The 19516-nt window shown below is 43.4% G+C and carries 19 protein-coding genes; 10 read left to right on the top strand and 9 right to left on the bottom strand.

Annotation, left to right across the window (positions count from 1 at the left end; translation table 11 throughout):
• Window positions 1-24: 24 nt before the first annotated feature.
• The 4 genes from B5X68_RS22290 to B5X68_RS22275 all read right to left on the bottom strand — a co-directional run bounded on the left by B5X68_RS22290 (window position 25) and on the right by B5X68_RS22275 (window position 3596).
• Complete coding sequence (locus B5X68_RS22290) at window positions 25-918, bottom strand: polyphosphate kinase 2 family protein (RefSeq protein ID WP_082216989.1); 894 nt, start codon at window positions 916-918, stop codon at window positions 25-27.
• Between the two features lie 29 nt (window positions 919-947).
• Window positions 948-1523 (bottom strand): non-canonical purine NTP diphosphatase, encoded by a 576-nt coding sequence (locus B5X68_RS22285; RefSeq protein ID WP_082217188.1) that lies wholly within the window; start codon window positions 1521-1523, stop codon window positions 948-950.
• An 84-nt stretch (window positions 1524-1607) separates the two neighbouring features.
• Complete coding sequence (locus B5X68_RS22280; RefSeq protein WP_082216988.1) at window positions 1608-2507, bottom strand: FKBP-type peptidyl-prolyl cis-trans isomerase; 900 nt, start codon at window positions 2505-2507, stop codon at window positions 1608-1610.
• Window positions 2508-2561: 54 nt separating this feature from the next.
• Window positions 2562-3596, bottom strand: a complete 1035-nt coding sequence (locus B5X68_RS22275; RefSeq protein WP_082216987.1) for a DHH family phosphoesterase — start codon at window positions 3594-3596, stop codon at window positions 2562-2564.
• Between the two features lie 202 nt (window positions 3597-3798).
• Here B5X68_RS22275 and B5X68_RS22270 point away from each other — a divergent pair, with 202 nt between their 5' ends.
• Entirely contained in the window at window positions 3799-4218 is a 420-nt protein-coding gene (locus tag B5X68_RS22270; RefSeq protein ID WP_082216986.1) for a nucleoside-diphosphate kinase, read from the top strand.
• 72 nt (window positions 4219-4290) lie between these two features.
• Here B5X68_RS22270 and B5X68_RS22265 read toward each other — a convergent pair whose 3' ends face one another.
• Window positions 4291-4800: a fasciclin domain-containing protein gene (locus B5X68_RS22265; protein WP_082216985.1), complete on the bottom strand. Its 510-nt coding sequence runs from the start codon at window positions 4798-4800 to the stop codon at window positions 4291-4293.
• 95 nt (window positions 4801-4895) lie between these two features.
• Between B5X68_RS22265 and B5X68_RS22260 the strand changes: the two genes are divergently transcribed.
• The 8 genes from B5X68_RS22260 to B5X68_RS22225 all read left to right on the top strand — a co-directional run bounded on the left by B5X68_RS22260 (window position 4896) and on the right by B5X68_RS22225 (window position 14863).
• Entirely contained in the window at window positions 4896-5531 is a 636-nt protein-coding gene (locus B5X68_RS22260) for a 3-keto-disaccharide hydrolase (protein WP_082216984.1), read from the top strand.
• A gap of 239 nt (window positions 5532-5770) precedes the next feature.
• On the top strand, window positions 5771-7219 hold the full coding sequence (locus B5X68_RS22255) for a histidine kinase (protein ID WP_082216983.1): 1449 nt from the start codon (window positions 5771-5773) through the stop codon (window positions 7217-7219).
• Window positions 7203-7985, top strand: a complete 783-nt coding sequence (locus tag B5X68_RS22250; RefSeq protein ID WP_082216982.1) for a LytR/AlgR family response regulator transcription factor — start codon at window positions 7203-7205, stop codon at window positions 7983-7985. The genes B5X68_RS22255 and B5X68_RS22250 overlap by 17 nt, the downstream gene beginning before the upstream one ends.
• Window positions 7986-8302: 317 nt before the next feature.
• The gene (uppS, locus tag B5X68_RS22245; protein ID WP_082216981.1) at window positions 8303-9055 is read left to right on the top strand and encodes an undecaprenyl pyrophosphate synthase; all 753 of its coding nucleotides are present in this window, start codon (window positions 8303-8305) and stop codon (window positions 9053-9055) included.
• A 6-nt stretch (window positions 9056-9061) separates the two neighbouring features.
• Window positions 9062-11650 carry an outer membrane protein assembly factor BamA gene (bamA, locus tag B5X68_RS22240; protein WP_082216980.1) on the top strand — a complete coding sequence of 863 codons (2589 nt, stop codon included), beginning with the start codon at window positions 9062-9064 and terminating at the stop codon, window positions 11648-11650.
• A gap of 52 nt (window positions 11651-11702) precedes the next feature.
• Window positions 11703-12326 carry an OmpH/Skp family outer membrane protein gene (locus B5X68_RS22235; protein WP_082216979.1) on the top strand — a complete coding sequence of 208 codons (624 nt, stop codon included), beginning with the start codon at window positions 11703-11705 and terminating at the stop codon, window positions 12324-12326.
• Between the two features lie 7 nt (window positions 12327-12333).
• Window positions 12334-13008 (top strand): OmpH/Skp family outer membrane protein, encoded by a 675-nt coding sequence (locus B5X68_RS22230; RefSeq protein WP_082216978.1) that lies wholly within the window; start codon window positions 12334-12336, stop codon window positions 13006-13008.
• A gap of 256 nt (window positions 13009-13264) precedes the next feature.
• Window positions 13265-14863, top strand: coding sequence for a hypothetical protein (locus tag B5X68_RS22225; protein ID WP_082216977.1), 1599 nt, complete (start codon window positions 13265-13267; stop codon window positions 14861-14863).
• A gap of 33 nt (window positions 14864-14896) precedes the next feature.
• Here B5X68_RS22225 and B5X68_RS22220 read toward each other — a convergent pair whose 3' ends face one another.
• Window positions 14897-15667 carry a lipoprotein signal peptidase gene (locus B5X68_RS22220; RefSeq protein WP_082216976.1) on the bottom strand — a complete coding sequence of 257 codons (771 nt, stop codon included), beginning with the start codon at window positions 15665-15667 and terminating at the stop codon, window positions 14897-14899.
• Window positions 15668-15718: 51 nt separating this feature from the next.
• On the bottom strand, window positions 15719-16921 hold the full coding sequence (locus B5X68_RS22215; RefSeq protein ID WP_082216975.1) for a proline dehydrogenase family protein: 1203 nt from the start codon (window positions 16919-16921) through the stop codon (window positions 15719-15721).
• Window positions 16922-17109: 188 nt separating this feature from the next.
• Between B5X68_RS22215 and B5X68_RS22210 the strand changes: the two genes are divergently transcribed.
• The gene (locus B5X68_RS22210) at window positions 17110-18204 is read left to right on the top strand and encodes a chorismate mutase (protein ID WP_082216974.1); all 1095 of its coding nucleotides are present in this window, start codon (window positions 17110-17112) and stop codon (window positions 18202-18204) included.
• Window positions 18205-18267: 63 nt separating this feature from the next.
• Here B5X68_RS22210 and B5X68_RS22205 read toward each other — a convergent pair whose 3' ends face one another.
• Window positions 18268-18903, bottom strand: a complete 636-nt coding sequence (locus B5X68_RS22205) for an SGNH/GDSL hydrolase family protein (RefSeq protein WP_229208524.1) — start codon at window positions 18901-18903, stop codon at window positions 18268-18270.
• A 2-nt stretch (window positions 18904-18905) separates the two neighbouring features.
• The gene (locus B5X68_RS22200; protein ID WP_082216972.1) at window positions 18906-19493 is read right to left on the bottom strand and encodes a thymidine kinase; all 588 of its coding nucleotides are present in this window, start codon (window positions 19491-19493) and stop codon (window positions 18906-18908) included.
• Window positions 19494-19516: the final 23 nt, after the last annotated feature.

Below are 19516 nucleotides of genomic sequence, written 5' to 3'. Positions count from 1 at the left end.
TCATTTCAGCCGCCTTTTTTGTGTCTAGCTTTCTGTGTTTTGTGCATTGATCACATCAATAAAATGATGTAATTCCGCCGAGCGTTCAGGCCCGGACTCAGGGTAGGACATATCCATCTTTTGGAGTTCCTCCACAATAATCTTCGACACAGTTAGCCGCAGATTTTTCTTGTCGTCCGCCGGCATAACATACCAGGGCGCTTTCTTTGTAGCTGTGTTATTAATGCAATCTTCATAAGCCTGCATGTACTCATCCCACTGTTCACGCACTTTCACGTCCTGCTCCTCAAACTTCCAGTTCTTTGATGGATCTTCGATCCTTTCAATCAAGCGGGAAGCCTGCTCTTCTTTCGACACATTAAGGAAAAATTTGATTACCCGGATGCCATTTCTGTAAAGATATTTTTCCAGATTTTTAATGTCAGAATATCTGTGCTTCCAAAGCTTATCCATGTCTTCTGTAAGTTCAGCCGGAAGTCGCTGTGAACCGGTAACGATTTCAGGATTCACTTTGGCAACGAGAACTTCCTCGTAATAACTGCGATTAAAGATTGTGATCGTTCCCCGCTGAGGTAGCACGAGATTGGTCCGCCACAAATAGTCATGGCCAAGTTCAGTATCGGTAGGTCTCTTAAATGAATGTATTTTTACCCCTACCGGGTTTACGCCCGCAAGCACATGTTTGATCGTCCCGTCTTTACCAGCTGCATCCATTGCCTGGAATATGACTAGTAGCCCGTAACGGTTGTGGGCGTACATCATGCTTTGCAGCACATCCAGCTCTTTGGCCGAATCCGCCTGCATGGTCTCATATTCTTCCTTATCCTTATAAATATCCTTATAACGCGTTTTCGCCTTTTTGATCTGGAATTTCTGCGTTCCATCAACGCGATATTCTTCTGAATCGAAGTCCGACATATGGGTGCTGTTTAGAATTGATGTTTAAATTACAATTGTTTTAAAAAGGCGACCAGCCCGGCAAATGCACGTGCCCTGTGACTTAGCAGAGATTTTTCGTCAAGTGTCATTTCGGCAAATGTGCGGGTTAAGCCTTTCGGCATGAACACAGGATCATAACCAAAGCCATTACTGCCCTTTTTCTCATGAATAATGTGCCCCTCCACAATTCCTTCAAACTGCTGATATTCTCCATCAATAACCAATGTAATTACAGTCAGGAAGCGGGCACTGCGGTCGGTAAGCTCAGATAGTCTGCTGAGCAGGAGGTCAATATTGTCATCAGAATTTCGCTGAGGCCCGGCATAACGCGCTGAATAAACGCCAGGCTCGCCATTTAACGCCGTTACTTCAAGTCCTGTATCATCAGCAAAGCAATTGATGCCATAGTTGTCCCAGACGTATTTCGCCTTAGCGGCAGAATTTTCAGCTATTGTTTCAAATGGCTCAGGTATATCCGTATCGCACCCAATGTCGCTTAGGGTAACGAGCTCAAACTGATCACCAAGCAATGCCTGGATTTCCTTTAACTTATGAAGATTGTTGGTGGCAAAGCAAAGTTTCATGCTATTCATGATTTGTTCAAAATGCATTTTACACAAAAAAACGGCTACTCTTGTGAAGCAGCCGTTTTAATTCATTCTATTCAATTATCTCGTTGGAGGACCAGGTTGTTGCGCCGGTGCTTTTCCGAAATCGATCAGTTCTACGTCGAATAGCAGAACAGAGTTTGCAGGGATAGCGCCTGGTGATCCCTCAGCTCCATAAGCCAGGCCAGATGGGATAATCAAAGTGCGTTTTCCGCCTTTTTTCATCAACATTATGCCTTCTTCCCAACCTGGGATAACCATTCCTACACCTACCTGGAAATCAATTGGCGGTCTGCCACCGTTTTTCGAGCTGTCAAATACTTTACCATCCAAAAGCTTTCCTGTGTAGTGAACCTTCACATTGTCACCTGCTTTTGGGCTTTCGCCAGTTCCAACCACATCGTCTACATAAGTAAGGCCGGATGCAGTTTTTTGCGCTTTTGCTTTCAGGTTATTTTTAGCCAAGTAATCTTCAATCACTTTGGCATCAATCGCCTTTTGTTTCGAGCCCGCTTCGGAAAGTTGCTTTTGGAACTCCTCAGAAGTAAGTACGCTCACCACTTTAACTGTAAAATTAAGATCAGAGCCTTTTTTGATCATAGGAGGCATCGGCTGGCCAATTTTGGCAAACATTGTGTCTGCATTGATCGAAATTTTAGCGCTATCACCGGTTGCCAGCAGAGCAAGACCTTCTTCGAAGCTGCCTTTATATTGCGGAGCCTGCAAAACCATTTTTTGAGGCGCACCTTCCTTATATGTATCGCGAAGCGTAGAATCAGTGCCGTTCTTCAAAACAAAGTGAAACGTCATAATGTCTCCCAACTTAGCTTTTCTTGCATCATCTTCGTGTTCGAAAATTTGATATTTCAGGCCGGATTCAGTAACCTGCGTTTTATGTTGGTTGCAAGCGGCTGCTAGAATAGTTACGCCCATTGCATAACCGATTGTTTTTAAATTCATTGGATTGTGTTAATTGGAAAATTATGATGTGATTTTTGAAGTAAAAATTTAAGATTAATCAACGTTTAAAAGTTCTTGTTGGTATCCGGGAAGGATATTTAAAAAAGTTGCAACTGTTTCATTCACTGATTGTTCAGATCTTCCACCAGATGCATTCTTGTGCCCTCCGCCATTGAAATACGTGCTCGCGAGATCCCTTACGGAGAATGTTCCCACCGAGCGGAATGAAATTTTCACCTCGCCCTTTCTTTCAATGAACATAGCCGACATAACCACATTTTCAACCTGCAGTCCGTAATTCACAATCCCTTCCGTTTCTCCGCTGCTGGAATTAAATTTTTGCAACTCAGCTTCCGTCAAAACCATGTAAGCAGTTCTGTATTGCGGTAATACAACCAATTTTTGAGAAAGTACGTAACCTAAGAACTGTAAGCGCGACAGCGGCGCGTTATCGTAAATCAGTCGATGCACACGGCTTGAATCAAAGCCGGTCAGCATCAGGTCTGCAACGGCCAGATGAACTTCGGGAGTAACATTTCCATGACGAAATGAGCCTGTGTCCGTCATAATGCCGGCATACAGACATTCAGCCATCGGAATGTCAAATATTTCAGTAACCGGAGAGTTGCCTTCCAGTTCTTTGATCAGTTTATAAATGAGCTGTGCCGTAGCAGCAGCGTACGTATCCCAAACCATCCATTTAGCAAAATGTTCAGGTTCGAGGTGATGGTCCACCATTAATTTGGGCGCCGGAGCTTCTTCAACAATCTTTCCCAAATCCTTCAGTCTCGAGAGGGCTGAAAAATCCAGGCAGCAAATCAATGTTGCTTGCGAGATTTTATTCTTGCATTTAACCTGATCTGTTTGCTTTTCGTAAACCAAAACGTGCTCACTACCAGACAGCCAGCGTAAATTGGCAGTATATTCGGTGGGGCTAATAACCGTAACGTCGTGTCCTTTTTTGATTAAATAACTTGCCCACCCCAATGACGATCCCAGCGCGTCTGCGTCAGGGTCACGATGCATCGTAATGATGATTTTTTGTGGTTGGGATAAAAAAGAGCTAAGCTCTTCAACAGTTTGATTCACAGTTACTTAATTCGGAAAGGAGAAAATTCGCTTTGTATTGAGCCCACAAAATTAATAAAACTGTTGGGATTTGCTCAATGTTGTGGCCTAAAGGCTGGTTATCAGGCTATGTTTTGAGCGTTGCGCCAGGTTAGAATGAAAGGAGCGAACATATAAAATGAAAAATTGTATAGTTTTGCAGCAAATAAATTTAGCCAATAGTATGCCAACGAATAGAACATTCACAATGATTAAGCCGGATGCCGTTCAGGATGGTAATTCGGGAGCAATTATCAAAATGATTGAGGAGGCCGGTTTCCGGATTGTAGCTTTAAAAAAGACACAGCTTACGCCGGAACGCGCCGGAGAATTTTATGCAGTGCACAAAGAGCGCCCTTTCTACAATGATTTATGTAAATATATGTCTTCCGGCCCCATCGTTCCGATGATTTTGGAAAAAGACAACGCCGTTACAGACTTCCGTACGCTGATAGGCGCTACCAACCCTGCCAATGCAGACGAAGGCACCATTCGCAAGTTATTTGCAAAATCCATCGAAGCCAACGCGATCCACGGATCCGATTCCGATGAGAATGCTGAGATCGAAGGGAGTTTCTTCTTCGCGCACATCGAGCAGTTTTAAGCATTAAAGGACGATAATAAAGCGACCCGGTTGAATGTTCAACCGGGTCGCTTTATTATGTGATTGTAGCTGTCATCTCACAATGAGACTGTCGATAATGTGGATAACGCCATTGGCAGCGCTGATATCCGGCAAGATAATGTCGGCCCTGTTAACCGCGAACACACTGTCCGTTTTTGTCAGGGAGACTTCATTACCCCTGATCGTTTTCTTCTTTCCTTCTTTCAGGCTGGAATAATCGATTCTTTCTTTTCCTATAATGTGGCTGTTGATCAATTTCCGTGCAGAATCTGCTGGTAATGAGGTGATCACGCTCGAACTGAAAATATTGGCTCTGCCGAAAGCACTGTTATCAGGTGCGAAAAATGTTAATTCTCCTGTACGCAAGGCATCATTCATTCCAGCGTGAATCATGATATCTTCCAAAATACTGAAACGCTCATTTTCTATGATGACTTCTGTAATCGTTTTGCGCTTTACTATGTCCTCATTCTTTTCTTTGCAGGAAATAATAATTCCCGAAGGCAACACTGCAACTAAAAAAAATGCCAGACAACGCCTTACAAAACGGTTTTTTTTCATAGCTTTCCCATTGGTTAATTTCCGTAAAACTAATGGAAAATGTATTTTGACCGAATTCTTAATGTAATTTTTTTAATCCTAACCCCCAATCCCTTATGTTAAAACTTAGACAATTGGCAGTGCTTTCTACGGCCATTTTGCTCCTTAACTCCGCATTTCTCGTTTTTAAAGCACCGGTTCCCAGTCCGTTAAAAAAACCTGTGAAATTATTTAACGGGAAAGATCTAACCGGCTGGAAGGTGAACGGAACAGAAAAATGGTATGTAGAGAACGGTGAGTTGATTTGCGAAAGTGGCCCTGACAAGAAATATGGCTATCTAACCACAGACAAATTTTACAAGAACTTCGACATTTCTTTGCAATTCAAGCAAGAGGCAAATGGTAATAGCGGCGTATTTTTCCGCTCCACAGTGGACGGAACGAAGGTTTCAGGCTGGCAGGTTGAAGTTGCACCACCAAATCATGATACAGGCGGCATCTACGAATCTTATGGCCGTAACTGGTTAGTGCAGATTCCCGATGAAAAAGAAGGCTTTCTTAAAATGGGCGAGTGGAATACATTGAGAATCCGCGCCGTAGGGGATAACGTTAAAACCTATTTGAATGGTAATCAGATGGTTGATTTTACTGATGCCAAAATCGGCGCTGGAGAAGGTTCGATCGCATTGCAGATCCACGATGGTGGCGGAATTAAGGTGCGTTGGAAAAATATCACTATTGAAGAGCTTTAATCTTCATTTTTTCATTCCGGCCGAACCCGTGTTCATACATTCGAAATAACCAGTTCGTCGGAAATCACTTAACATAGGGCTTCAGGGCTGATAGATTTGTGTCAACAAGGAACACAAGTGCTATTAGCCATGAAGCTTTCTTTTTATCTGCTGTCGTCAATCATCCCGATTGGGGAGAGTTAGAAACTGAGAGGATGTTAGCCCAAACTAATCAGTAAAAATGAGTTATAGTTAAGGATATGGACGATAAAGGAACGAAGCGCCTGCGGATGACGGCTTCATCGCTGGATGGAAGGGATTTTAGTAATATGGACCTCGAAAACGCCGATTTCAGCTTTTCAAGTCTGAAAGACATTAATTTTGATGGAGCCAATCTACGGAATGCAAAGCTTCGGTTCGCCGCACTGGACAGGACCACATTCCGTAACTCGGATCTGCGCAATGCGGATCTGAGTTTTAGCAGCCTTACCGACGTAGATTTGTCAGGGGCAAAAGTCGAAGGTGCCAATTTCAGCTTTACTTCACAGGAGAAATCTTTCAACTGGCGGGATTTTAACCTCATTGGCATCATTCAAAATCAGGGCTGGATCGGAACATTGATTTCGGTTACTCTTGGTGCGCTAATATTATATGGGATCAATGCAATCTCGTATTTCACAGCCGAAATTTCTTTCACCAATGAGCCGGTGCGGATTAAGCTTTACCAATATCTGGTTTCCCAAAATGTTATAGCTGGCGTTTTTACCATTTTGCTCACGCAGGGAATAATCGTCTGGCTCGACGTTTTCATCAAGCGGACATTCATCAAGCATTTGATTTTGTCGATAATTGTCCTGATTTTCAATAACCTGCTCAGCATAGGGATTTATTTACTGTTCGGCACGACGCTTGTAAGCAATTACAAGATGCTTTATCCCAATGAATCAGCCCATAATGCACCCTGGTATTGGTATATGTGGGGGCCTATTATCGTAGCCAATGTCTTTTATTTCCTCAGCCGCGAAGGAAAACAGATTTCCAGGAAAATATCAGATCAGGAATATCAGTTGCTTAATCTTGAAAAGCTGAAAACCCGGGCCGAGCTGGACGCATTGCAAGCGCGTATTAACCCTCACTTTTTGTACAACTCGCTCAACAGCATTGCCAGTCTTGTACACGAGGATCCGGATAAGGCGGAAGAAATGACGCTGCTGCTTTCAAAACTTTTCAGATATACTACCGGAAGAAAAACCAATGATTATTTTGACACCATTGAAAATGAGCTGGAAATGGTAGCGACTTATTTACAAGTCGAAAAAGTGAGGTTTGGCGATCGCCTGCGGTTTAATGTCGAGGTTACCGACCCTGCATTGAAAGAATTGCAGGTTCCCAAATTTATCTTGCAGCCTATTGTAGAAAATGCAATCAAGCACGGTGTTTCCAAAATGGCAGATCAGGGGCAAATCGTTGTCAGGATATATGAGGAAAATGATTGGCTGCATTTGTGCGTGCATGACAACGGCCCTGCATTTCCCGACACAATGGGCGCCGGTTACGGAATTCGCAGCATTCAGGATAAATTGAAACTGCTGTATGGAGAAGAGGCGCATTTAGAACTGCACAATGAGCCACGGAAATCAGTCAATATCTCCATCCAAAAATCTGCAATTGTACAAAACGATCAGAATAAATATGCAATTCCCACTTAAAACAATACTGATAGACGACGAACCGCTTGCACTAAGCCGCCTTCGAAGGCTTCTTGAGAAGCATAGCGACGTCTTTACAATCGTGTCCGAAGCAAGAAATGGTGCAGAAGGTTTGGTAGAAATCGATAAACACAATCCGGACATTATCTTTCTGGACATTGAAATGCCACTGTTGAACGGCTTCGAAATGCTTGCCAAATTGACAAAAATGCCTTTGGTGATATTTTCAACGGCCTATGACCAATATGCAATCCGAGCTTTTGAAGAAAACTCTGTGGATTATCTGTTGAAGCCAGTTGAGAATGAGCGGCTCATCAAGACCATTGAAAAGATCCGTAACATTACCAAGGCAGGCACGAACGGAATGGCCGGTGTAAACCCTTATTCCGAAAATCTGCTGAGGTTATTGGAAGAAATGAAGCCAAAAAAGGAAATTTTTTCGCTTTCCGTAAAATCGGGTGACAGGATCCTGCTTATTCCTCTGACCGAAATCACCCATTTCGAAGCAGAGGAAAAATATGTTTTTTTAAACACATTGGACGGACAAAAATATCTGCTTAACTACACCCTAACATCCCTGGAAGAGAAGCTTCCCAAGCAATATCTGCGTATCAGCCGCGCCGGGATCGTTAATTCCCATCACATCAAAGAAGTCCAGAAGCATTTCAACAGCAAGTATGTCATTATCATGCGCGACCGCAAGGCATCACAGCTTACCAGTGGCAGCACATATGGTGATGTAATCCGCCATCTTCTTGATAATTAATTGAGTTACTACTTCCGGTGACCGGAAATAATGATTTTGAAGAGGCCATACTTATTCCTAAATTGCGCCCTGATTTTAAATTCCATTACCATTTTTGAGGTTAATCATCTGTTCATCAGAAGGTTTGCAAATATTTAAGGCGCCGGTAACACTAATATTTTTTTAAGTTTTCGACACAGAATACTGCAATCCTGCGTATCGTGATGTACAAAGTGATCCCTTTTAAAAGCGGGAGATTTAAAATTCGGTCTGAATTGAAAAGATCCTTGTTTATAGTTCATTTGTTTTGTTAAAAAAGGTTAAAGGGGTCAGGAATAATGAAGGAGCTCATTGATACGGGCAATCTGCCAAAGCACATAGCCGTTATCATGGACGGTAACGGAAGATGGGCCCAAAACCAGGGAGCAGCGCGCATTTTCGGCCATCGCAACGCGATTAAGGCCGTTAGGGAAGTAACCGAAGGTTGTGCAGAACTGGGCGTCGGGTTTTTGACACTCTATGCATTTTCCACCGAAAACTGGGCCCGACCGGAGTTTGAAGTAAGGGCTCTGATGGAATTGCTGGTTCAATCAATCAGCAATGAATTGCCTACAATGCTCAAAAACAATGTGAAGCTGGACACGATAGGGGACACGGAAAGTTTGCCAAGAAGCTGCCGTAATACATTAACGGAAGCCATTGAAGCAACCAAAGACAACACAGGCCTTAACCTGATTCTGGCCCTTGGTTACAGTGGTAAATGGGACATTACCCAGGCTGCGAGAAAGATAGCGGAGGATGTAAAAAATGGGATTATTGCTCCTGAACAGATCAACGAAGAAATGTTGGCATCGAAGCTTGCAACCAAAAGCCGTCCGGAAGTAGATCTCATGTTGCGTACGGGTGGTGACCACAGGATCAGCAATTTCCTTTTGTGGCAGCTGGCTTACGCAGAATTGTATTTTTACGAAAACCTTTTCTGGCCGGATTTCAGGCGGGAACATTTATACGAGGCGATTGCTGCCTTTCAGAACAGAGAGCGTCGTTTCGGCAAGACCGGTGAACAAATAAAAGCGAATAGTGCTAAGTAGAATAATATGAACCTTGTGAAAAATTTGAATAAATCATTAGCACACCTTAAAAGTATTTTAGCATTGATCCTGCTTTGCTGGTGTTTTTCAGCAAATGCACAAAAGATCGGGCTGGGAGCTGGGGGTTCAAAACCTGCGTCTGCTGCTGCCAATTTGGGGATTGACCCCGCTAATCCAAAGGAATTTACAATTGCAGAAGTAACCGTTTCCGGAACTCAATTTCTGGATCCCAATTCCATGGTTTCGATCTCAGGGTTGAAGCCAGGTGACAAAATCCGCGTTCCAGGCCCTGCAATCCCATCCTCCATCAGAAGGATGATGGATTTCGGAACATTGAACGACGTTGAGATCATGGCAACGAAAGTGGAGGGAGAAAAAATCTGGCTGAACATTCACATTAAGGAACGTCCGCGTCTTTACAAAGTTTCCTTTTCGGGCATCCGCAAAGGAGAGCGTGAAACATTGAATGATAAGGTGAAATTGATCAAAGGACGCGTTATTACGCCAACTGTGATTAAAAACACGCAGCTTGTTATCAAAAAATATTATATGGATAAAGGGTTTTACAACACGAAGGTAAAAGTGTTGCAAATCCCGGATTCAACCCGCGGACAGGCTACGCTTAACTTTACCATTACAAAAGGTAAGAAGGTTAAGATCGAGAAAATAGACATTCAGGGAAATACCGCGGTGAGTGATAAAATCCTCAAACGCAAAATGAAAGGCACCAAACAAAAAAGAATTGGCCGCCTTTTCAACCCGTCCAAATACATTCCTAAAAAGTACGACGAAGACAAGGAAAAACTGGTCGCCTACTATCGTAAAAATGGTTACCGCGATGCAACAATCGAGTTCGACTCTATCAAAAATGGAGATGAAACGATCAGCATTGTGATGAAGATCGATGAAGGAACCAAATATTACTATCGCGACATTACTTGGTCTGGAAATTATCTTTACACTTCTGCTTATCTGGGTGAGCGCCTGGGTGTAAAAAAAGGGGATGTTTACAACCCGGAAGAGCTTGACAAAAAGATCAATGGGATTCCAGGCGCGGACGTTAGCTCCATTTACATGGACGACGGTTACCTTTATTTCCGTATTGAACCTACTGAAAAAGCTGTTGAAGGCGATTCTATCGACGTTGAACTAAGAATGTTCGAAGGAAAGCAGGCTACAATCAACCGGATTTTGCTGAATGGTAACACCAAAACCAGTGACCGCGTTGTGTTAAGAGAGCTTTTCACATTGCCCGGGCAGAAATTCAGCAAAACAGAGATTATTAACACCCAGCGCCAATTGTCCCAAATGGGCTATTTTGACCCTGAGAAAATCCAGATTAACCCGATACCCAATCAGCAGGACGGAACGGTGGACATCGAATACACCGTGGAAGAGAAACCTTCTGACCAGATTGAATTGTCCGGTGGATGGGGCGGCTACATTGGTTTTGTAGGAACATTAGGTTTGGTGTTCAATAACTTCTCACTCAAAAACATTCCAAACCGCGAAACATGGAGACCATTGCCTTCCGGTGACGGACAAAAACTTTCGTTGCGTTTCCAGGCCAACGGAAAGCAATATCAGACTTACTCCCTGTCATTTAGCGAGCCATGGTTAGGCGGAAAGAAGCCGATCAACTTTGGTGTTTCGTTGCAGCGCACAGTTTATCGTATGACAGATTACCGTTCGATCTACTCAGGTGGCGGTAACATTGATTACCGTGGCGGTTATTTCAATAATGGTATTACATTGTCTTTGGGACGTCGTTTAAAAGAGCCCGATCGTAACTTGGTCATGACTCACTCCCTGTCTTATCAGCGTTACCGTCTGGATAGTCTTGATATTTTCCGTATTGGTTACAGCACGGGATCTTCCAACAATATTTCCTTTAATACAACCATTTCAAGAAATACGCTGAGCGATTTCCAATTTCCAAGAAACGGAAGCAACATTTCATTGAGCGGAACATTTACACCGCCTTACTCTTTATTGCGGAAAAAGGAGTTTACAGACAAAACGGACACATATCGTTGGGTTGAATATCACAAATGGATGTTTGACGCAAGCTATTATGCAACCATCACCGGAAAACTTGTTTTGAGCGCCCGTACGCACATGGGTTTCCTGGGCGCTTATGGTGACAAGGTTGGTTACAGCCCGTTCGGCCGCTTTATCGTGGGTGGTTCGGGTCTGGCTGGTCAAGGTTCATTCTCCCTGGCTGACCAGGACATCATCGGGTTACGCGGTTATCAGGATCAGAAAGTTGGGCCTCAGAATGAGCAAGGCTACCCGGCATCAGGAGGTGGAATTGTTTATAACAAATACGTAATGGAGCTTCGTTATCCGGTTTCATTGAACCCGCAGGCAACCATATTTATATTGGGTTTTGCAGAGGGTGGTAACAACTGGGGAACATATAAAGAGTTTAATCCATTTGATCTGAAACGTTCAGCCGGGGTCGGTGCCCGCATATTTATGCCGGCATTCGGACTTTTGGGTATCGACTGGGGATATGGATTTGATAAAATTCAGGGAGAAACTAAACGAAGCGGACCACAATTCCATTTTACGATTGGTCAGCAGATCAGATAATATATTTGACTGTTGTTTCGTTAAGAAGTTTGCAAATTATTAGCTCCCTGGCATGAAGAAGTTTTTTATTTTACTAGTTTTGTCAATTCTATGTGGATCAGCGTCATGGGCGCAGAAGATTGGTTACACAGACATGGAATTCATCACAAGTAAGATGCCTGAATATCAGTTGGCACAAACAGAGATGAAGAAATTCTCTGAGAAATGGGCAAAAGAGATCCAGGATAAGTTTTCAGAGATAGATCGCATGCAGCGTGCCTATATGGCCGAGGAAATCTTGCTTACGGAAGACTTGAAGAGGAAACGCCAGAATGAGATAAAGGAGAAAGAGCTCGAAGCCGGAGAATATAATAGTAAGATCTTCGGAATGGAAGGACTTCTCTTTCAGAAAAAGAAAGAACTGATGAAACCTGTGCTTGAAAAAGTGCAGAGAGCAGTTACCAAGGTTTGCAGCCAGCGCCGGTTAGATTTTATGTTTGACAAGTCCAGCGATGTAGGCATGCTTTATACAAATCCCAAGCACGATTATTCAGACTACGTGATGGAGGAGCTTGGCATCGATACGAAGACGAAAGCAACGGCTGGCGATAAAGTAGGCAAAGTAGAACAGCCGCCCGTGCAGGCACCGACAGAAAACTCACCAAAACAAAAAAGTACAAACAGTAAACTTAAGTAACAAAGCAATGAAACAAAAATTGATAGCTTTTTTGGTCGTGATGACCATTATTACAACCCCTCTGTTAGCGCAAACTACCCCTGCAAGCGGACTTACTAAAATCGGTTATACCAATGTTGATTATATAATTGGCAAGTTACCTGAAAGTAAAGTAATGCAGAACCAGCTTGAAGTTACCAAGGCTCAGTTGGATAAAGCATTGGGAGAAACTTACAAGGAAGCGCAGGAGAAATATGAAGCCTATCAGAAGAACGGCGCTAACATGACCGATGTGATCCGTGCGGATAAAGAAAAAGAATTGCAAAACCTGCAAACCAGAATTCAGGAAATGCAGAATAATGCACAAACATCTTTGCAAACCAAGCAACAACAATTGCTTGAGCCGATTTTGACAAAGGTTAACAATGCAATCCAGGAAGTTGGAAAAGAAAGTGGGTTCCTTTATATCCTCAATATGGATGCAGGCGCAGGAACGACGCCTATTATCTTGTTTGCAGCTTCTGAAGATAACAATGCAACCAACCTTATCCTTAGAAAATTAGGTGTAGATCCTGATAAAATCGAAGCAGCAGCTCCTGCGGCAGCTAAACCAGGCACCGCAGCGCCAGTAACAGCGCCTGCAAAAACAGGCACAACACCGCCCGCTACTACACCTGCAACAGCAGCTCCAAAGAAAAAATAGTAGCAGCTTAATTGAACTTAAAATACCGGAGGGTAGTCTACAAAATGGCTCCCTCCGGTATTTGTATTTAACAAGGCCGATGCTTTTACACCGCACTATTATTTGAAATGTCCAAAAACGGCCTGTTTGAAGAGACATTGTTTTTCAAATATCATTTTTAAAATTATTCAAAACGCATTTCTATACAGTATTTGCTAGTTTTGCGTTAGACTCAAAGGGTTTCTCGACACATGGAATTAATTATATTTTAGAAGTTATGATTACAAAGCATATTCATAAAATACTGATACTTCTGACAGCCGTTTTTTTGTTTTCAAAGGCGCAGGGGCAGGATAATATGAAGAGTTCTGCAACCGGCCCCTTACAAATTGTTTTCCCTAATGAATCAGAATGGAATGTCCTATTGGAAGGCAAAGAGATTAATTTTCACTTGCAGACCAAGGGCGGAAGAAGTGATTCTGTTCGATATAATGTTTCCGCCGGCTTAGTCAAAGATATGAAGTTCGACTCGCTGGGGCACTTTGTATGGACGCCTAGCTACGACATTGCGGACCGTATCAACACGTCAAAGTCTTTTCCGGTGGTGTTTGAAGCCATAACCAAAACGGGTGAAAGTGCCTCGCGTGAGGTCGTATTTAAAGTGATACACGTAAACCGGCCTCCGCAGGTTGACGAATTAAAGCCTTTTTACATTCAATATAAGACACAGAACACATATCAGATCGATATGAATTCTGTTCGGGATCCGGACGGCGACCCAGTTGTTTTTATTCCGATTCTGGAAGAAATGCCGGAAGGAATGAGGTTGAGCTCGGCAGGCGAGATCGCTTGGGAACCCTCGACGAAGCAATTTAATATCTTGAAAGAATCCCCAAAATATGTCGAGTTCTATGTGGAAGACCAACCTTCCAAAGAGCGCACAAAAGGGAGGCTGAGATTGAATATTACCCAGATGGACCTCGCTCCTGACTTTACAATTGTTCCGCAGGTCTCAACGGTCAGAAGTGCGGAGAACAACCGGATCAACTTGCGTTTTTCATTGTCCGATCCCAACGGAGAGGATGATATATCGACTTTCGCATTCATTTCGGAGAATAAGAATGTTCCCAAAGAGGCACTTATAAAAAATGCCCCGACCAATTATGAATTCATTTGGGAGCCGGGATACGATTTTGTAAAGGACCCTTTTGATACACTTGCTTTCAACGTCATATTTTATGTGATGGATAAGGCGCAGAACAAAAAGGAAAAAACGATCCGTTTTGTAATAAAGAATACGGTCGATGAAAGTCTTCGCGACGCCTATGTGTATGGGTTGTACAAAGGTGCGCTCGTGAATGCGTGGGGACTTTTGGAACAAATGCAGGAGAAAGAAATATATCTTAAAAAAGCATATTCAAAGGCCAAGCGTGGAAAAAGAAGCAGATCATTACTGAATGCCTCATTAGGGGCAACAACCGGCCTCGCGCCGCAGTTCACACAAAGTGATCCTAAGACACGTGGTTACATTACCACAATTGGCGGAACGACGGTTGCGACGGTCGGAACACTAGAAGCCACCGAAGTAATAGGAAAGTCAACCAATGGTTTGTTGGACCGCTTTAATTATGTTTTGCAAAAGAAAAATGAATTGCAGAATAAAGGTGACGTCTTTGCCAGGGAATATGCGCAGAAATCAGCGCGCAGGACTCCGGACTTCATTCGCAAACTGGATGAGTTCAAAGCCCTCATGAACCTGAGCGGTTTGGTAGCATTGGAGCTCGACGCCAATTGGGAAAATAAGAAAGAAGCGACGGATTCGGCTTTGAAAAAAGCATTTAAAGACTTCGTGCCCCTGACCAAAGACGAGAACTAGAATCAAGAACTATATCAACGAAAAAAGAGAGCCTTAGCTCTCTTTTTTCGTTTCGTCATCTTCCAATTCAGCGGAACTGGAAGGGATTGGCCCGGGTTCGTCGGTTGTGTTGATCGGCTGATTCTCTGGGCTTTCGATTAAGCCATAATGATCGGTGTCTGTGACATTATCCGTTGATTCGGTGAAACGCTCCGGATCATTGTGATCTTCGGGCTTATGATCGGTCGCGTGGAAGCTTCCCTGAAATATCAGAATACTGCACACGCCAATGAAAATGCATGAATCGGCAATGTTAAAGATAGGTGTTGAATAATATTGTCCACCCCAGACAGGCACCCAATCCGGAATAAAGCCTTCCCAGAAATCAACAAAAATCATATCAATAACTTGTCCGTGAAACCATGGGGTAGGAGAGCCATATGGTGCGTTTTTCAACAAAACACCATAAAAGGTGCTGTCAATCACATTTCCCACAGCTCCCGCAAGGATCATGGCAAGTGCCCAGAGCAAACCTTTGGAAGCGCCGGAACGAGCCAGATGAATCAGATACCAGCCGATCGCGCACATGGCTACGAGCCGGAACAATGTCAGGAACAGCTTGCCATATTCGTGACCCAGCTGCATGCCAAAAGCCATCCCCGGATTGAGCACATAATGTAGTTTTAACCAGTTCCCAATCAACGGGATCTGCCCGGAAAAGCCAGGTTCCATATATTTATAGACCAGAAATTTCGAAAGCTGATCCAGGACTATAAGCAGCAAACTGAAAACTAAATATGGTGTTGGATTTCGGGATTGATTCATTCGTTTTTAAAACAATTGACAATTTTCAAGAATGCGAAAGTAATAAGTTACTTATAAAGAACCGATTCCCCTTCTTTTCAATTCACTTTTTACCAGCAGATACTCTCTGCTGCTTTGTCCCGCAATGGATGTATTCTCCTCAGCGCGACGGATTAAATACGGCAATACTGCGTCAATCGGGCCATAGGGAACATATTTAGCAACATTATATCCGGCCTTTGCCAGATTAAAAGAAATGTTGTCGCTCATACCCAGCAATTGCGCAAACCAGATCCTGTCATCATTCCGGCTAAGTCCCAGTTTCTTCATCTTTGCGGCGCAATATTGCGAGCTATACTCATTATGCGTGCCGAGACAAATGGAAATATGCTCGATGTGTTCTAGGCTGAAATCGATAGCGAGGTTATAGTCCTGGTCCGTCGCCTCTTTTGAAACGTGTATCGGATTGAAATATTCATTTTCCCTTGCCCGCAGCCGCTCTTTTTCCATATAAGCACCCCTCACAAGCTTTCCGCCAAGGAAGTAACCCCTTTGCCGTGCGGTTAGATAAGCTGTTTTAAATGCTTCCAGCGTTTCATGCCTGTAAAGCTGATAAGTGTTATAAACAATGGCTTTCTCCCGGTTGAACTTTTGCATCATCTGATAAGTGAGATCATCAATGATGCCCTGTATCCAGCTCTCTTCCGCATCAACAAAGATCCGAACATTCTTGTCGTGCGCGTGCTTGCACAATGTCTCCACGCGCTCCTGAATGCGCGTATATGAAACTTCTTCGTCACCGGTGAGCTCCTCATTACGCTGGATTTTTTCCAGCAGATCAGCCGAGGCAACGCCTGTTACCTTAAATACGGAAAACGGAATCGTTTTGGAGGAGGCTGCCTTGTCGATGGTCTTGAGTATTTCATTCGTTGTTGCATCAAAGCTTGCTTCGTTATCTTCGCCTTCAACAGAGTAATCCAGGATGGTTCCAATGCCCGACTGGCCGAGTAATGAAATGGTTGGGTCGCAATCCCTAATCGTCTCACCGCCACAGAATTGTTCAAAAATGGTGAGCCGGATAACATTTTTTATAGGTAAGTGAAGTTTTAGTGCAAGCTTTATAAAAAAAGTGCCTAAATTTACCACTCGAGCCTGATTCATGAGGCTGAATAACCAGTAAGTTTTCCGCAGTTTAGCGTCGGATTTTGATGCAAATGCTACGGAAGTATCTTCAAAAAATACAGGTATTTCGTCTTTTGGAGAAGGATATGCCATTTTTTATTTATACGTTTTTCCTAAGTGAAAATTTAATGTATTTGCTTAAAATCACTGGAAGAAAGTAGTACGCATTAAGAAGTTGATTGACTTTTGTTATATCAAATGTACGTCAATCCCAGAAATACGCATAACACCGGATCAAAATATTACAATTATCATTTTTTATTAAGGACAAGTTTTTGAATATGAATGCTTCTTTAGATATCCTTCCGTTAAGCAGTTGGATCAATACCGAAGGTAAGCCTTTGGTAATCGCCGGACCTTGCAGCGCAGAGACCGAGGAACAAATGTTAGAAACCGCAATCCAGATCAAAGAGGAAGGATTTGCGCACGTGATCCGTGCGGGAATTTGGAAACCGAGGACTCGTCCAGGAAGTTTTGAAGGCATGGGAGAAGCTGCTTTACCCTGGTTACAGGAAGTAAAGAAACAAACCGGAATGCCTGTTGCTGTTGAGGTTGCTAATCCGCAGCATATTGACTTAGCATTGAAATATGGTGTTGATATACTTTGGATCGGAGCGCGTACAACCGTTAACCCGTTCAACGTTCAGGAACTTGCTGATGCATTGAAAGGCATAGACGTTCCTGTTTTGGTTAAAAACCCTGTAAACCCTGATCTGCAATTATGGATCGGTGCTTTGGAGCGTTTGAACCAGGCTGGCGTTAAGAAATTGGGTGCTATTCACCGCGGATTTTCTAATGCACAGGAAACGAAGTTCCGTAATTCTCCAATGTGGAACATTGCAATTGAACTGAAAACACTTTTCCCTGAGCTACCTGTAATTGGTGACCCAAGCCACATGGCCGGAAAACGTGCTTACTTATATGAATTAGCACAACGTGCGCTTGACTTGCATTATGACGGTCTGATCATCGAATCGCACCGCGAGCCAGATAAAGCCTGGTCTGATGCAGCTCAGCAGTTGACGCCAGCGGCGCTTGGACAAATGTTGCATGACTTGCACGTTCGTAAAGAGTCTTACGGCAGCGATTACCAATCTCAATTGGAAATTATCCGCAGCAAAATTGACAACCTGGACCGCGAAATGCTTGAGACATTGGCAAATCGTATGGCGCTTGTTGAGAAATTGGCCGAGTACAAACGTGATAACAATGTTGCCGCTTACCAGGTTGACCGTTTCCGCGAAGTGTTGGAAACGCGCGCAGGATGGGGCAAAAGCATGAATCTGTATCCAAACCTTGTAGACGAGCTTTTCAAACTTGTTCACATGGAATCGATCCGTAAGCAAACTGAGGTGATGAACCAGGTGAATGTTTAGGATTGAATAGAATATAAAAAACGGCTGCTTCTTCCGAGGCAGCCGTTTTTGCGTTATAATGATTCATATTCCCTTCTTTTCCAAAACCTTGTTAATCTCACCTGCCCAGATCTCGTAAGCCTTTTCATTCAAATGTGTTTTGTCAACGGCATATTCAGCTTTCAAACCTGTTGAATCTGAAATAAAGTAATTAAGATCAATGTATTCGACATTGTGTTGTCGACAATAATGGATCAGGAAGGCATTTAATGTGTCCACCTCCTTTTTGCTGGCGGGATCATTCTGCTCATAAATGGTGAGTGTGACGACGGGGATGATTTTATTCTCTAAAATTTGGTCCAAAATGGCTTTATAGTAACCCTGCATCCTTTGTTGCGAAACCCCAACCGTAATGTCATTAATGCCTCCTTTTACAAAACATATTTTTGGATGAAGGTCAATAACATGTGAAGGCAGCAATTGTAGAAAATGATATGTGCTCATGCCTGGCAAACCGTTGTTCATTACATCCGTCCGGTCTAATAACGACGTCCATTTTCCCTGTGCGGTGATGGAGTTGCCATACATGATAATCGTAGGGTTGCCTTTTAACGCCACGAACCTTTGCATAATCTTGTCACGATAAATGTAACCGAAAATGCAGATTGAAATGATCAGAAATGCATTGAGCGCAATGGATGCTATCAGCCACTTCCTCATTTTCATACTTGTTCACCCAAATTAAAGCAGCGGCGGCATCGTGCTTCGTAAAGATCCGTTTCGCCTAATAAAACGCGTTCATTGGACGGAGAAAGGCGGTAGGAATGTGAAGCCACTTCCCCGCAGACCATGCATATGGCGTGCACTTTTGTGACAAATTCGGCAATGGCCATCAATTGCGGCATACAGCCGAAGGGTTTTCCCATATAGTCCATATCAAGCCCGGCCACGATCACCCGCTTTCCTGAATCCGCCAAAAGCGTGCACACGTCCACAATTTTCTCATCAAAAAACTGCGCTTCATCCAATCCTACTACTTCACAGTTTTCGGCCAGATCTATGATTTCGATGGACGTTTGCACCGGGATTGACCGGATTGAATTGTCGTTGTGTGAAACAATGTTCTCGTCGTGATAGCGTTTATCCAACGCAGGCTTGAAAATTTGTATCCGTTGCCGGGCTATTTTGGCGCGGTTCAGTCTGCGGATCAGTTCTTCCGTCTTTCCGGAAAACATTGATCCACAGATTACTTCAATCCAGCCGGTTCTGGGATTCTCATTTTCTTTCCTATGCGACGGTTCTATGAACATGTTTGACGTAATACTGGACTGCT

The sequence above is a fragment of the Dyadobacter psychrophilus genome (genome assembly GCF_900167945.1).
Lineage (GTDB): Bacteria > Bacteroidota > Bacteroidia > Cytophagales > Spirosomataceae > Dyadobacter > Dyadobacter psychrophilus.
This window is presented reverse-complemented; position numbering and strand designations above follow the sequence as displayed.